Source organism: Cupriavidus ulmosensis (assembly GCF_977008105.1).
In genome coordinates this window covers 1,756,798-1,771,100 of record NZ_CDRMWP010000002.1, presented here as the reverse complement: position 1 = coordinate 1,771,100, position 14,303 = coordinate 1,756,798, and the positions used below count along the sequence as shown (strand labels likewise).

General features: G+C 72.5%; 10 protein-coding genes. 6 read left to right on the top strand and 4 right to left on the bottom strand.

What is annotated here, in order from left to right:
• Positions 1-150 precede the first annotated feature (150 nt).
• Complete coding sequence (locus ACWTPI_RS27555) at positions 151-1,218, bottom strand: Bug family tripartite tricarboxylate transporter substrate binding protein (protein WP_454733319.1); 1,068 nt, start codon at positions 1,216-1,218, stop codon at positions 151-153.
• Between the two features lie 369 nt (positions 1,219-1,587).
• On the opposite strand from ACWTPI_RS27555, the gene ACWTPI_RS27550 reads away from it, so the two are divergent.
• The 5 genes from ACWTPI_RS27550 (at position 1,588) to ACWTPI_RS27530 (ending at position 7,800) form a co-directional block, all read left to right on the top strand.
• A complete protein-coding gene (locus tag ACWTPI_RS27550; RefSeq protein ID WP_059411616.1) occupies positions 1,588-3,288 on the top strand; it encodes a thiamine pyrophosphate-binding protein in 1,701 nt (566 codons plus the stop codon).
• Between the two features lie 166 nt (positions 3,289-3,454).
• The gene (locus ACWTPI_RS27545; protein WP_059411617.1) at positions 3,455-4,876 is read left to right on the top strand and encodes an FAD-binding oxidoreductase; all 1,422 of its coding nucleotides are present in this window, start codon (positions 3,455-3,457) and stop codon (positions 4,874-4,876) included.
• A gap of 141 nt (positions 4,877-5,017) precedes the next feature.
• Positions 5,018-6,022, top strand: a complete 1,005-nt coding sequence (locus ACWTPI_RS27540; RefSeq protein ID WP_454733318.1) for a Bug family tripartite tricarboxylate transporter substrate binding protein — start codon at positions 5,018-5,020, stop codon at positions 6,020-6,022.
• A gap of 52 nt (positions 6,023-6,074) precedes the next feature.
• Positions 6,075-7,163 (top strand): Ldh family oxidoreductase, encoded by a 1,089-nt coding sequence (locus ACWTPI_RS27535; protein WP_454733317.1) that lies wholly within the window; start codon positions 6,075-6,077, stop codon positions 7,161-7,163.
• Between the two features lie 82 nt (positions 7,164-7,245).
• Positions 7,246-7,800, top strand: a complete 555-nt coding sequence (locus tag ACWTPI_RS27530) for an MgtC/SapB family protein (RefSeq protein ID WP_063922985.1) — start codon at positions 7,246-7,248, stop codon at positions 7,798-7,800.
• Positions 7,801-7,903: 103 nt separating this feature from the next.
• Here ACWTPI_RS27530 and ACWTPI_RS27525 read toward each other — a convergent pair whose 3' ends face one another.
• From ACWTPI_RS27525 to ACWTPI_RS27515, 3 genes are all read right to left on the bottom strand, one after another.
• Entirely contained in the window at positions 7,904-8,728 is an 825-nt protein-coding gene (locus tag ACWTPI_RS27525; protein ID WP_059411620.1) for an IclR family transcriptional regulator, read from the bottom strand.
• 35 nt (positions 8,729-8,763) lie between these two features.
• Positions 8,764-10,353, bottom strand: coding sequence for a class I adenylate-forming enzyme family protein (locus ACWTPI_RS27520; protein WP_454733316.1), 1,590 nt, complete (start codon positions 10,351-10,353; stop codon positions 8,764-8,766).
• Between the two features lie 163 nt (positions 10,354-10,516).
• Positions 10,517-12,124, bottom strand: coding sequence for a methyl-accepting chemotaxis protein (locus ACWTPI_RS27515; protein ID WP_454733315.1), 1,608 nt, complete (start codon positions 12,122-12,124; stop codon positions 10,517-10,519).
• Between the two features lie 332 nt (positions 12,125-12,456).
• On the opposite strand from ACWTPI_RS27515, the gene ACWTPI_RS27510 reads away from it, so the two are divergent.
• The gene (locus ACWTPI_RS27510; protein ID WP_454733314.1) at positions 12,457-14,286 is read left to right on the top strand and encodes an EAL domain-containing protein; all 1,830 of its coding nucleotides are present in this window, start codon (positions 12,457-12,459) and stop codon (positions 14,284-14,286) included.
• Positions 14,287-14,303: the final 17 nt, after the last annotated feature.

Below are 14,303 nucleotides of genomic sequence, written 5' to 3'. Positions count from 1 at the left end.
GGGGCGGACGAGACAGGCGGCAGAAGATAGCGAAAGAACCGGCGCAAAAACCGGCGCAAGAAAACGGCGGCAGGGCCGGCGGCGGCCACCATCATAAGCCGCCCGGCCCCGCTTGGGTACCCGGCAATGGGCGCCGGCCATGCATCCGCGTCATTCCGGCCGGATATTGGCGCTCTTGATCAACTGCGCCCACTTGGCCACCTCGCGCTTCTGGAACGCGCCCAGCTCGGCCGGGCCCGCGCCGGATGGCTCGATGCCGAGCGTGGCGAAGCGCGCGCGCATGTCCGGCTCCTGCACGATCTTGCCGATGTCGGCGCCGAGCCGGTTGACGATGGGCTGCGGCGTGCCGGCCGGGGCGAACACCGCCTGCCACGAGACGATCTCGTAGCCGGCCAGCTTCGGCCCGCCGGCCTCGGCCACGGTCGGCACGTCCGGCAGCTCGCGCGCGCGCGTGGCCGCCGTGGTGGCCAGCGCGCGCAGCTTGCCGGCCTGGATCATCGGCATGGCCGCCACGCTGTTCTCGAACAGCACGTCGACCTGGCTACCCAGCAGCGCCTGCACCGCTGGGTTGCTGCCCTTGTACGGCACGTGCAGCAGCTTGACGCCGGCCATGCTGGCGAACAGCTCGCCGGCCAGGTGCTGCGAGGTGCCGTTGCCGGCCGAGCCGAACGACACCGTGCCCGGCTTGGCGCGGGCGGCGGCGATCACGTCCTGCACGCTCTTCCACGGGCTGCCGGCGTTGACCACCAGCAGGTTGGGCAGGGTGCCAATCAGCGCCACCGGCTTGAAGTCCCTGACCGGGTCGTAGGGCATCTTCGGGTACAGGCTGACGTTGATGGAATGCGAGCTGATGGTGCCGCCGACCAGCGTGTAGCCGTCCGGCGCCGCCTTGGCCACGTAGTCCGAGCCGATGTTGCCGCCCGCGCCGGCGCGGTTTTCCACCACCACCGGCTGGCCGATCATCTGCGACAGGCGCAGGCCGATCAGGCGGCCCAGCACGTCGGTGGTGCCGCCCGCGGCGAACGGCACCACGTAGTTGACGGGCTTGGTCGGCCAGGCGTCCTGCGCATGGGCGGCCAGCCCGCTGGCCAGCAGCGCCAGCGCGCCGGCGGCGGCCAGGGCGCGCAGGGCGCGGCGTGGCGCGGACAGCGGTGCCGCACGGAAATGTTGGGGAAACTGGACGCGGGCGGGCCGCTGCGGCCGGCGGTGGGTAGGCATATGCTGGTCTCCTGGCTTGTTGTGCGGCCATCCTTCTTTCCGCCGCCCCGCGCGGGCCGCTATCATCTGGCAAGCGGCAAGGTGGGGCAGGGCGGGATCGCCTTGGTCACAATCTACACGCGACCGGCACGGCACAGCCTTGCGTTTTACGCATAGCAGAAATGCGCCATATGCCGGGCGCGCAAGGGGGGCGGCCATAACAATCACCACATTGCCCGGCCTTGCCGCCGATCCGCCGCCGCCGCTCGCGTCCCGCGCCGCAACAATCGCGCCGTGATCGTGCTGTGAATCGCGCCGTGAATCGCCATACGAATCGCGCCACCAGCCGCCGGCGCAGACCTGACCGCAGTGCATCATCCGAAGACCGACATGACCCAGACTCCTGCCGCCACCGCGTCCACCCATTCCGTTTCCGCCGCGCCGGCCGCCCGCACGGGCGGACGCGTGCTGGTCGACGCGCTGCGCATCCACGGCGCCGAGCGCATCTTCTGCGTGCCCGGCGAAAGCTTCCTCGACGTGCTCGACGCCCTGCACGACCAGCCCGCCATCGACCTGATCGTGTGCAAGCACGAAGGCGCCGCGGCCAACATGGCCGAGGCCGACGGCAAGCTCACCGGCCGCCCGGGCATCTGCTTCGTCACGCGCGGGCCGGGCGCCACCCATGCCAGCATCGGCGTGCACATCGCCGCGCAGGACTCCACCCCGATGCTGCTGTTCGTCGGCCAGATCGCGCGCGGCCACAAGGGCCGCGAGGCGTTCCAGGAAGTGGACTACGGCGCCATGTTCGGCTCCATCGCCAAGTGGGTGGTGGAGATCGACGACCCCGCGCGCATCCCGGAACTGGTGGCGCGCGCGTTCCGCTGCGCCACCTCGGGCCGGCCCGGCCCGGTGGTGATCGCGCTGCCCGAGGACGTGCTCGACGGCCTGTGCGAGGTTGCCGACACCCCCCGCTACCAGCCCGTGGCGGCGGCCCCGCGCGCGGCCGACGCCGAGGCGCTGGCCGCGCTGCTGGCCGGCGCGCAGCGGCCGCTGGTGATCGCCGGCGGCGCCAACTGGAGCCCGCGCGCGGCGGCGGACTTCGCCACCTTCGTGCGGCGCTGGGACCTGCCGGTGGCATGCGCGTTCCGCCGCCAGGACGTGCTCGACAACCGCGACCCGCACTACGTGGGCCACCTGAGCCTGGGCGTGAGCCCGGCGCTGGCCGAGCGCGTGCGCACCGCCGACGTGATCCTCGCCTTCGGCACGCGCCTGGGCGACATCGCCACCGACGGCTACACGCTGCTGGAGGCACCCACGCCGCGCCAGCGCCTGATCCACGTGCACGCCGACAGCGCCGAGCTGGGCCGCGTCTACCAGCCCGAACTCGCCATCGAGGCCGGCACCGAGACCGGCGCGGCCATGCTGGCCGCGCTGCCGGCCCCGGCCAGCGTGGCCTGGGGCGACTGGACCGGCGCCGCGCGCGCCGCGCACATCGCCTTCGTCACGCCGGGCAAGCCGCACGCCGAACTCAGCGGCGTGGACATGACCGCGGTGGTCGACCATCTCAACCAGACCCTGCCGGCCGACGCCGTGCTCAGCAACGGCGCCGGCAACTACACGGTCTGGCTGCACCGCTACTACGCCTACCGCCAGCCGCGCACCGAACTGGCGCCCACCTGCGGCGCGATGGGCTACGGCCTGCCGGCGGCCATCGCCGCCAAGCTGCGCGACCCGCAGCGCACGGTGGTGTGCTTCGCCGGCGACGGCTGCTTCCTGATGTACCCGCAGGAGATCGCCACCGCCGCCGCCTACGGCGCCAACCTCGTGGTGGTGGTGGTCAACAACGGCATGTACGGCACCATCCGCATGCACCAGGAAAAGCGCTATCCGGGCCGCGTCAGCGGCACCGACATCCCCAGCCCGGACTTCGTGGCGATGGCGCAGTCGTGCGGCGCTTGGGCCGAGCGCGTGACGCGCACCGAGGACTTCGCCGGTGCCTTCGAGCGCGCGCTGGCGGCGGGCAAGCCCGCCGTGCTGGAACTGACCACCGATCCGCGCCAGATCACCCCGGCCATGCGCATCGCCGGCTGACGGCGGCGCGTGTCCGGCGGGCATGGGAAGACACGGAAGACAAGGAACACAAGACCGGCCGGACCCATGACGCCGGACAGCCGCCGGCACCTGATATACGGCGTGCCGCATACGGCACGCCTCGCACCAGATCCATAACAAGAACGCAGAACAGGAGACCCTTCGCATGACCACTGGCACGCTGGATGGCCTGCGCGGCCATTTCTCCGGGCGGCTGCTGACCGCGCCCGACGACACCGCGCCGTTCCTGACCGACTGGCGCCGCAACTTCACCGGCCGCACGCTGGCCGTGGCGCAGCCGGACACCACGGCGGACGTGGCCGCGGTGGTGCGCTGGTGCGCGGCGCACCGCGTGCCGCTGGTGCCGCAGGGCGGCAATACCGGCATGGTGGGCGGCGCCGTGCCCGACGGCGGCGGCCACGCGCTGGTGCTGTCCACCGCGCGCCTGAACCGCATCCGCGAGATCGACCCGCTCAACAACACGCTGACCGCCGAGGCCGGCTGCATCCTGGCCAACGTCCAGCAGGCCGCGCAGGAGGCGGACCGCCTCTATCCGCTCTCGCTCGGCGCGGAAGGCAGCTGCACCATCGGCGGCAACCTCGCCAGCAATGCCGGCGGCGTGCAGGTGCTGCGCTACGGCAACACGCGCGAGCTGTGCCTGGGGCTGGAAGTGGTCACGCCCGACGGCGAGATCTGGGACGGCCTGCGCGCGCTGCGCAAGGACAATACCGGCTACGACCTCAAGCAGCTGTTCATCGGCGCCGAGGGTACGCTGGGCGTGATCACCGCCGCCACGCTCAAGCTCTATCCGCGCCCGGCCGCGCGCATGACCGCGCTGGCCGCCGTGGCCGACCCGCATGCCGCGCTGCGCCTGCTGGAGCTGGCCCAGCGCCGGCTGGCCGCCACGCTGACCGCGTTCGAGCTGATGAGCGGAGCCTGCATGGCGCTGGTGGCGCGCCATTTCCCCGATTGCCGCGCGCCGTTCGAGCAGGACCATCCCTGGTACGTGCTGCTGGAAAGCAGCGACCCGCACAGCGAGGCGCACGCCACGCAGGCGTTCGGCGAGCTGATGGAGGAAGCCTTCGAGGCCGGCATCGTGGCCGACGCGGCCATCGCCGCCTCGCTGGCGCAGTCCGACGCGCTCTGGCGCATCCGCCACCACCTGCCCGAGGCGCAGTCGCTCGACGGCGGCGACAACGTCAAGCACGACATCTCGGTGCCGATCTCGGCCATCGCCACCTTCATCGAGCGCACCAGCGCCGACATCGTGGCGGCCCATCCGGGCGCGCGCGTGCTGGCCTTCGGCCATCTCGGCGACGGCAACCTGCACTACAACGTCAGCGCCCCGGCCGGCCAGCCGCAGGCGCCGTTCGTGCAGGCCAGCGGCGCGGCGGTCAGCGCGCTGGTGTACGAGGCGGTGGCGCGCGTGCGCGGCTCGATCTCCGCCGAGCACGGCATCGGCCAGCTCAAGGTCGGGAAGAACGCGCACTACAAGTCCGCCGTGGAAATGGCGCTAATGCAGAGGATCAAGCAGGCGCTGGACCCGCACGGCCTGATGAACCCGGGCCGGCTGCTGCCGCCGCGCTGACAGGCGAACCGGGAAAGCCCCGCAGAGGGCAGGAAGAAAGCCCGCAGAAGGCAAGAAGAACGCCCGAGGAAGGCCAGGGAAGGCTCGAAGAAGCCCCGAAGAAAGCCGAACCACAAAGCTCGCAAAGAGCAGGAGACACCGATGCAAGATGCAACGCACAAGCGCGGCCGCCGCGCCTCGCTGCTGGCCCTGGCCGCGCTGGCCGCCACCACCGTCTGCGGCGCGCTGCCGGCGCGGGCCGAGACCTGGCCGGCCAAGCCGATCCGCCTGATCGTGCCGTTCACCGCGGGCGGCAACACCGACATCGTGGCGCGCCTGGTCGCGCGCGAGCTGCAGAAGTCGCTGGGGCAGGCGGTGGTGGTGGACAACCGCCCGGGCGCTTCGGGCAACATCGGCGCCGACACCGTGGCCAAGTCCGCGCCGGACGGCTACACGCTGCTGGTGGGCACGGTCGGCACCAATGCCATCAACGCCAGCTTCTACCGCAAGATGCCCTATGACACCGTCAAGGACTTCGCCGCGGTGGCGATGGTCGCCTCGGTGCCCAACATCCTGGTGGTCAACCCCGGCGTGCCGGCCAACAGCGTCAAGGAGCTGACCCAGTACGTCAAGCGCGCCAACGGCAGCACCACCTTCGCCTCGTCCGGCACCGGCACCTCGATCCATCTCTCGGGCGAGCTGTACAAGGTCATGACCGGCGTGTCGATGGTGCACGTGCCCTACAAGGGCAGCGCGCCCGCCGTGACCGACCTGATGGGCGGGCAGGTGCAGCTGATGTTCGACAACGCGCCGACCTCGCTGCCGTTCGTCAAGGCCGGCAAGCTCAAGGCGCTGGCCGTCACCGGCGCGCACCGCATGAGCGCGCTGCCCAACGTGCCGACGATGGAAGAAGCCGGCCTGCCGGGCTTCGTCACCGGCTCGTGGTTCGGCGTGTTCGCGCCGGCGCGCACGCCGCGCGAGATCGTCACGCGCCTGAGCGACATCATCATGGCGGCCTCGGCCCGCCCCGATTTCCGCGAGGCGCTGGTGACCGCCGGCGCCGATCCCGACCCCAAGCCCGCCGCCGAATTCCAGGCCTTCGCGCTGGCGGAGAAGGTGCGCTGGGAGAAGGTCGTCAAGGCGGCCGGCGTCTCGGTCGACGAATAAACCGGCGCCCGGCAGGCTGCGCCGGGCGCGCCCCCATCGAGGAACCATCATCATGAGCAATCCCGCCCCCGCCACTCCGCGCCCTGCCACTTCGCGCCATGACGCCGCCGCGCTGCGCGGCATGGCCCAGGCCATGTTCGCGCGCGCCGGCATGCCGGACGACCGCGCCGCCGACGTGGCCGACATCCTGATCGAGGCCGACCTGATGGGCCACGACACCCACGGCCTGCAACTGCTGCCGACCTACCTGGCCGAGATCGAGAGCGGCAGCATGGCGGTCACGGAAGACTACGACGTCATCTCCGAGCGCGCCGCCGTCGCCACCTGGGACGGCAAGCGCCTGCCTGGCCCGTGGCTGACCCTGCGCGCGCTGGAAAGCGCGATGGCGCGCGCGCGCGACTACGGCACCGGCACCGTCACCATCCGCCGCTCGCACCACATCGCCTGCCTGGCGGCCTACCTGGAGCGCGCCACGCGGGCCGGGCTGGTCATGCTGCTGTTCTCGTCGGCGCCCGGCGCGGCCACCGTGGCGCCGTTCGGCGGCACCCGCGCGGTGTTCTCGCCGAGCCCGCTGGCGGTCGGGTTTCCCACGCCCGAGGGCCCGGTGCTGATCGACGTGTCCACCTCCATCACCACCAACGGCCTGACCGGCCGCCTGTACAAGGAAGGCAAGCGCCTGCCGCACCAGTGGCTGATCGACGAGCACGGCAACGCCAGCGACGACCCGGCCGTGCTGTTTCCCCCGCACGCCGGCTCGATCCTGCCGCTGGGCGGGCTCGACGTGGGCCACAAGGGCTTCGCGCTGTCGCTGATGGTGGAGGCGCTGACCGCCGGCCTGACCGGCCACGGCCGCGACGACCCGGGCAAGCGCTGGGGCAACACCGTGTTCCTGCAGATCCTCGACCCGGCCGCGTTCGCCGGCGAGGAAGCCTTCGCCACGCAGATGGGCTGGGTGGCGCGCGCCAGCACCGGCAACCCGCCGCGGCCCGGCGTGGACCGGGTCAGACTGCCGGGGCAGGGCGCGCTCGAGCGCAAGGCGCGGCAACTGCGCGAGGGCGTGGCGCTGAACCCGGCGATCCTGCCGCAGCTCGCGCCGTGGCTGGAAAAGTACGGCATGGCCGCGCCCGCGGCGCTGGCGTGAGACCGGGGCGCTGGCCGGCGGCCGGCGCCGTGCGGTAAGCTCGCGGAATCCGGCATCCGCCTGCCATCGTCCGCCGCCATCCATGCAAGCTTTCAGCCTCGACCTGTTCCTCCGCCTTTTCTCCGGCCTGCTGTGCGGGGTCCTGCTCGGGCTGGACCGCAACCTGCACGGCAAGCCGGCGGGCGTGCGCACGCTGGGGCTGGTGTCGCTGGGCGCCGCCGCCGCGGTGTGCGTGGTGACGGTGTCGGGCCATCCGCCCGATGCCATGTCGCGCGTGCTGCAGGGCCTGCTGACCGGCATCGGCTTTCTCGGCGTGGGCGTGATCTCGCGCCACAGCAACGACGACAAGCCCCAGGGCCTGACCACGGCGGCGGCGATCTGGCTGGCCGCCATCGTCGGCGCGGCGTGCGGGGCAGGGTACTACGCCATCGTGGCGATCGCGCTGGCGCTGGGGCTGCTGCTGCTCCTGATCGGCGGGCGCTTCGAGCGCGGCCTGCGCCGGCGCCTGCGGCAGGAAGAAGCGCTGCTGCGCGAGCACAAGCGCCACCGCGACTTCGGCGGCCACGGCCCGGAAGGCAGGCAGGGCGAGCAGGGCGGCAACCCGCGCGCGATGCCGCCGGGCCTGGACGAAAGCTGAGCCGGCGCGGCGCTTTCCTGCCCGCCTCCTTGCTCGCCTTTTTGCCGGTCTGCCGTCCGTCGGTCTGACTGTCCGTCTATCCGTCCGTCTTCCTGCCCGCCGCTCAGCGCGCCTGCGCTTGCAGCGCCGCCTCGATGCCGCGCACGCTTTCCACCAGCAGCGGGCGCACCGTTTCCAGCAGCATCGCGGCCGGCACGATGGCGGTGGGGCCGCTGCATGACAGCGTCATCGGTGGCAGCGCGCGGCCCGGGCGGAACGCGGCGGCGATGGAGTTGATGTCGGGCAGCCATTCGCCGAACGACGTGGTGCAGCCCATGCGCCGCACCTCGGCGCCGCCGTGCGCCACGATGGCCTCGGCGCGCGCGGCGTCCAGCCCGTCGTGGCGGCGGAACGCGGCCAGCGCCTGCTTGCGCTCGGCCGGCGGCAGCGCTTCGAGATAGGCGCGCCCGGCGGCCGTGGTCAGCCCCGAGATGCGCGTGCCCGCCGCCACGCGCAGCGTCAGGTAGGACTCCGACTGGCAGTTCTCGTAGATCAGCATCTGCGCGCGGTCGCGCACGATCAGCGAGGTCACGCCTTGCGACAGGTCCGCCAGCGCCCGCATGAAGGGGCGCACCACCTCCAGCACGTCCACGCCCTGCTGCGCCGCCGGCGCCATCGCCAGCGCAGAGCTGCCGAGCTGGTACTTGGCCTGCTCGGGGTCCAGGCGCAGGTAGCCCAGCTCGGTCAGGGTATGGGTCAGGCGCGACACGGTGGACTTGGGCAGGCCGCAGCGCTGCGCCAGCTCGGCATTGCCGAGCCGCGTCTCGTAGCTGCGGAAGCACGCCAGCACGTCGAGCCCGCGCGCCAGCGCGGTGACGAAATGCCGGTCTTCCTTGGGCTGGGCGCCGTCGTCGGGCGGCGGCGGGTCCGGATCGTCGAGGTTGTCCATGCGCGGGCGGTGACTGGCGGGGCCGTGGATGCGGATCAGCCGGCGGCGGCCAGCATCTCGCGCAGCTTCGCCTTGAGGATCTTGCCGGACGGCGCGGCCGGCAGGTGCTCGACGACGCGCACCTCGTGCGGGATCTTGTACGGCGACAACTGCTCGCGCAGGAACGCGCGCAGCGCGGCCGGGTCCAGCGCCATGCCGGCGCGCACCTCGACGAAGGCGACGACTTCCTCGTTGCCCTCCACCGCGCGCCCTACCACGGCGGACTGCAGCACGGCCGGGAAGGCGTTGATCGATTGCTCGACTTCCTCCGGGTACACGTTGAAGCCGGAGTGGATGATGATTTCCTTGGAGCGGCCGACGATGAACACCGCGCCGTCGGCGTCGATGCGCGCGAGGTCGCCGGTATGCAGCCAGCCGTCGGCGTCGATCACCTGCGCGGTCAGGTCGGGGCGGCGGTAATAGCCCTTCATCACGTTGGGGCCGCGCACCAGCAGCTCGCCGCTGCCGTCGGGCAGCGGGTCGCCCAGGCGGATCTCCACCTCGGGCACCACCGGGCCGACCGAGCAGTCCGCGCGCGGCGACTCCACGCGCGTCTGGCACACCGTGGGCGAGGTCTCGGTCATGCCGTAGCCGTTGTTCAGCACGATGCCGAAGCTGCTTTCGAAGGCGGCCTTGAGCGTCTCGGTGAGCGGCGCGCCGCCGGACTGCGCCATGCGCAGCGCGGGCGCGCGCAGCGGCGTGGCCTGCGCGCGGCTCCATTCGATCAGCTTGGCGTACAGCGCCGGCACGCCGTGCAGCACGGTGAGCTGCTGTTCGGCCAGCGCCCGCGCCAGCGTCTCGGGGCGGAAGCGCGCCTCGTAGAACACCGTGGCGCCGTTGGACAGCGGCCCCACCAGCAGCACCGACAGGCCGTACACGTGCGACATCGGCAGCACGCCGTAGACGCGGTCGCCCGGCTGCACGCGGCCCTGCGCGCGGTTGGAGCGGCCGATGAACATCATGTTGGCATGCGTGAGCATCACGCCCTTGGACGCGCCGGTGGTGCCGGTGGTGTAGATCAGCGCGGCGACCTGGTCGCGCGCCGCCGGCTCGACCGGCTCGGGCACCGCCGCCGCGTTCACCGCGCCGACCAGCAGGCGGCCCACGTGCGGCCACTGCGCCGGCTGCGCGCCGCGCGCCAGGCCGTGCTCGCGCGCTTCCGCATGGGCGCCGTCCAGGTACAGCGCCACGCGGGCGCCGGCATGCTCGACGATGTTGCCGATCTCGCGCTGCGACAGGCGCGCGTTGACCGGCACGGCCCACGCGTCGAGCGCGCTGAGCGCCAGGATCAGCACCGCGCAGCCCACGCAGTTCTCCGTCACCAGCACCACGCGGTCGCCGCCGCGCACGCCCAGCGCCGCCAGCGCGCGGGCGGTGCCGGCAATGGCGCCGTCGAGCTCGCCGTAGCGCAGCGAGCGCTCGGCATCGACCAGGGCCAGGCGCTCCGGATGGCTGCGCACCCAAGGCGCGATGGTCTGGTGCAGGCGGGTGAACGCGGTGGCGGGGGAGGTGGCGGGGGTGGCGGCGATGGAATCGGCGCGCGATTCCGCCGCCGGCGCGGACGCGCCGGGCGTGGTGGTGCTCATCAATGTCTCCGGGCAAGGCTTTCCGGCGTGGCCGCCGGATTTGTTCGATGGCGGCAATAGTCCCATCGATCGCCGTGCCCGTCAACTGCACCGTGGAACCCATGTTCTGCATTGCGGAACATGGATGGGAGGACGCCAGAAGCCGGACGTCAGAAGCCGAACGTCAGAAGCGGAAGCGCGCCACCCCGGCCGCCAGCCCGGCGGCCTGTTCGTCCAGGCTCGCCGCCTGCGCCGTGACCGCTTCGACCAGCTCGGCGTTCTGCCGGCTGGTCTGCTCGAGCTGGGCCACCGCTTCGCCGACCGCGCACACGCCCTGCGCCTGCTCGTCGGCCACGCCGCACAGCCGCTCGGACAGCGCGTGGCTCTGGCCGACCGCCTGCTCGATGCGGCTCATGGCGCTCACCACTTCCTGGCTCAGCTGCGCGCCGCGCGCGATCTCGGCGGTGGCCTGGCCGATGGTGGCGCGGATCTCGCGCGCCGAGGTGGCGCTGCGCTGGGCCAGCCCGCGCACTTCCTCGGCCACCACCGCGAAGCCGCGCCCGGCTTCGCCGGCGCGGGCCGCTTCCACGGCCGCGTTGAGCGCCAGGATGTTGGTCTGGAAGGCGATGCTCTCGATTACCCCCACCATCTCCGCCACGCTGCGCGAATGCCCGTGCACGGCGTCCATCGCGCCGCTCATCTGGCTGACCACGCCCATGCCGGCGTCGGTGGCCTGGCGTGCCTGGCGCGCCATCGCGCTCGACTCCGTGGCCTGCTCGCGGGCCTGCCCGACCAGCGTGGCGAGGCGCGCCACGCTGTCGGTGGCGGCGGCCAGCGCGCTGGCCTGCAAGGCGGTGCGGCGCGACAGGTCCTGGTTGCCGCCGGCGATGCCCGCGCTGGTGGCGGCGATCTCGCCCGACGAGCGGCGGATGTCGGCCAGCACGCCGGCGAGCTGGTCGCGCATGCGGGCCAGCATGCACATCAGGCTGCGGGTGTCGCCGCGGCGCAGCGGCACGGCCTGGCGCAGGTCGCCGGAGGCGATGCGGCTGGCCACCTCGGCGGCGTCCGCCGGCTCGCCGCCGAGCTGCGACAGCAACTGGCGCGCGGCAAACCAGGCCAGCGCCGCCGCGGCGGCCAGGCTGGCCAGCAGCATGGCCACCATCAGGCCCTGCGCGCGCAACTGGCTGGACGTCACCGCGGCCACGGTGTCGGCGGCCTGGCGCTCCTGGCGGGTGCGCGCGGCCTCCACCACGGTGGCGAGCTTCTGCAACTGCTCGCCGAGGAAATGGCCGTCCACGGAAACCGCGCTGTCGAACTGCAGCGGGTCGAGCGGCTGCTTGCGCAGCAGCGCCACGTAGCTGCCCAGCAGCGTGGCGGCGCTGTCGCGTTCCTTGCGCAGCGCTTCGGCCTGCGCCGGCGTGGCCGCGCGCACCACGGTGAGGGCCTGGTCGAGCCGCGCCAGGGCGTTGTCGATGTCGGCGCCGGCCGCGTCGCGCTCGCTGCCGCTGGTGGCCAGCGTGAGCGAAAGCTGGGCGCGCTCCAGCCGGGCCAGCGCCGACTGCGCGCGCTCGGCCGCGATGGCGCCCCGCATGTCGCGCTGGTACAGGGTGTCGGTCATCTGCTTGACCGAGACCAGGCTGACGATGCCCGTCAGCCCGACCGCGGCGCCGAACGCATAGACCAGCGCGAAGGCGATGCACAGGCGCGCGGCCAGCGGCAGCCGGCCCAGCCAGGCGGGCAGGCGCGGGCCCGCGCGGCGGGCGGGGGAGAGTGGAACGGCGGCTTGCAACACGGTGAGGACTCCGATGGGCCTCGCGGCCCGCATACTGACCCTGGTCGCCGCGATCCGGCCCGCCGTGCGCCGGCGGCCGCCGGCGGCGACTTCTCTTATGCCGCGCATGCTGGGATACCTCTGTGACAAAACCGTGACACCCTGACCGGCCATTGGGGTAATACCCATTGTCATCGGCGTGTCATATAGCTGACATGAAATACGTGTGCGCCACACCGGCCTCCCCGCGCCGCGTCCGCCTCCACCACCAGCCGCCGCCCAATCGCCATCCATTCGCCGCGTTTTATCTCGCCTCCCGCTCACGTTTCGTCACGCCCGTCCGTTATCCGTTCATGTCCAACGCTTCCCCCCTGGCCGGCGTGACCTTGCCGCGGCTTCGCTTGCCGCCGCTGCACACCGTGTTCCAGCCCATCGTTGCGTTCGGCACCGGCGAGATCCTCGGATACGAAGCGCTGGTGCGCGGCCCGACCGGCTCGCAACTGGCCATGCCCGATGCGCTGTTCCGCCTCGCCCGCAACGAGGACGACACCGTGCAGATCGAGCTGGAGGCGGCGCGCACGGCGTTGTCCTCCAGCGCCGCGCTCGCGCTGCCGGGCAGCCTGTTCCTGAATTTCAGCACGATGGCGCTGCGCTGCCTGCTGGCCGACGGCGGGCGCGCGATGAAGGCGCTGGTGGCCGGCAGCATCGACCCCGCGCGGGTGGTGATCGAGATCACCGAGCAGGCGCAGATCGAGCATGCCGAGCGCTTCGGGCAGGCGATGGGCGTGCTGCAGGAGCTGGGCATGCAGTACGCGCTGGACGATTTCGGCACCGGCCACGCCAACCTCGACCGCCTGATCCACCTGACGCCGCACTACGTCAAGCTGGACAAGTCGCTGGTGCGCGGCATCGGCACCAGCCCGCGGCGCCTGGAGATCGTGCGCACCATGCTGGCGCTGGCCAAGGCGCTCGGCTGCGCGGTCATCGCCGAAGGCATCGAGGATGCCGACGAGCTGGCCGTGCTGCGCGACCTCGGCGTGCCGTTCGGGCAGGGCTACTACCTGGGCCGGCCAGCGGCGCAGCCGGTCATGGCGGTCGCGCCGCAGGCGCGCCAGGCGCTGGGGTCCAAGCAGATCGCGGTGTTCCCGCAGACGGTGCGCTCGGCGCGCCCGGGCGTCACCGCGGGCAAGCTGATGCGGCCCGCGCCGGCGGTGCGCGCCGGCATCACCAACAACGCGCTGCTGGACCTGTTCCACGCGCGCCCCGGCCTGCACGCGGTGGCCGTGGTCAACGACGACGGCACGCCGCTGGCCATCGTCAACCGGCATTATTTCCTCGACCGCTTCACCGCGCCGTTCCACCGCGAGCTGTACGGCAAGAAGAACGGCATGAGCCTGGCCAGCCGCGCGCCGCTGTGCTTCGACAAGGGCGCCGGCATCGACGAGATGGCGCGCGCGCTCGCCGGCGAGGACCAGCGCCCGCTGGCCGACGGCTTCATCGTGACCGAGCAGGGGCGCTACGCCGGGCTGGGCACCGGCGCGGACCTGATCCGCGCGGTCACGGAAATCCGCATGGAGGCGGCGCGCTATGCCAACCCGCTGACCTTCCTGCCCGGCAACATGCCGCTGAACCGCCATATCGACCGCCTGCTCGACGCCGGCGCCGAGTTCCACGCCTGCTATGTCGACCTCAACCATTTCAAGCCCTACAACGACCAGTACGGCTACTGGAAGGGCGACGAGATGCTCAAGGGCGCGGCTGCCCTGCTGGCGCAGGCGTGCGACCCCGCGCGCGACTTCCTCGGCCACGTGGGCGGCGACGACTTCCTGGTGCTGTACCAGAGCCCCGACTGGGAAACCCGCACGCGCACGGCCATCGCCGGTTTCAACCGCGCCGCGCGCGAGCTGTACACCAGCGCCGACCGCGAGGCCGGCGGCATCCACGGCGAGGACCGCCTCGGCCAGCAGACCTTTTTTCCGGCCGTGACGATGGCCGCCGGCGCGGTGCGCGTGGGACCGCGGCCGGCCGCCGGGCCCGCCGGCGGGCCCGGCCCGTGGCGGCTGGACAGCAGCCATATCGGCGCGGCCGCGGCCACCGCCAAGCGCGAGGCCAAGAAGGCCAGCAGCGGCTTCGTCGTGATCGACCTGCGCGAGCTGATGCGCGACGGGCGGCTCGGCGCCTGAGCGCGGCCGGCCCGGCG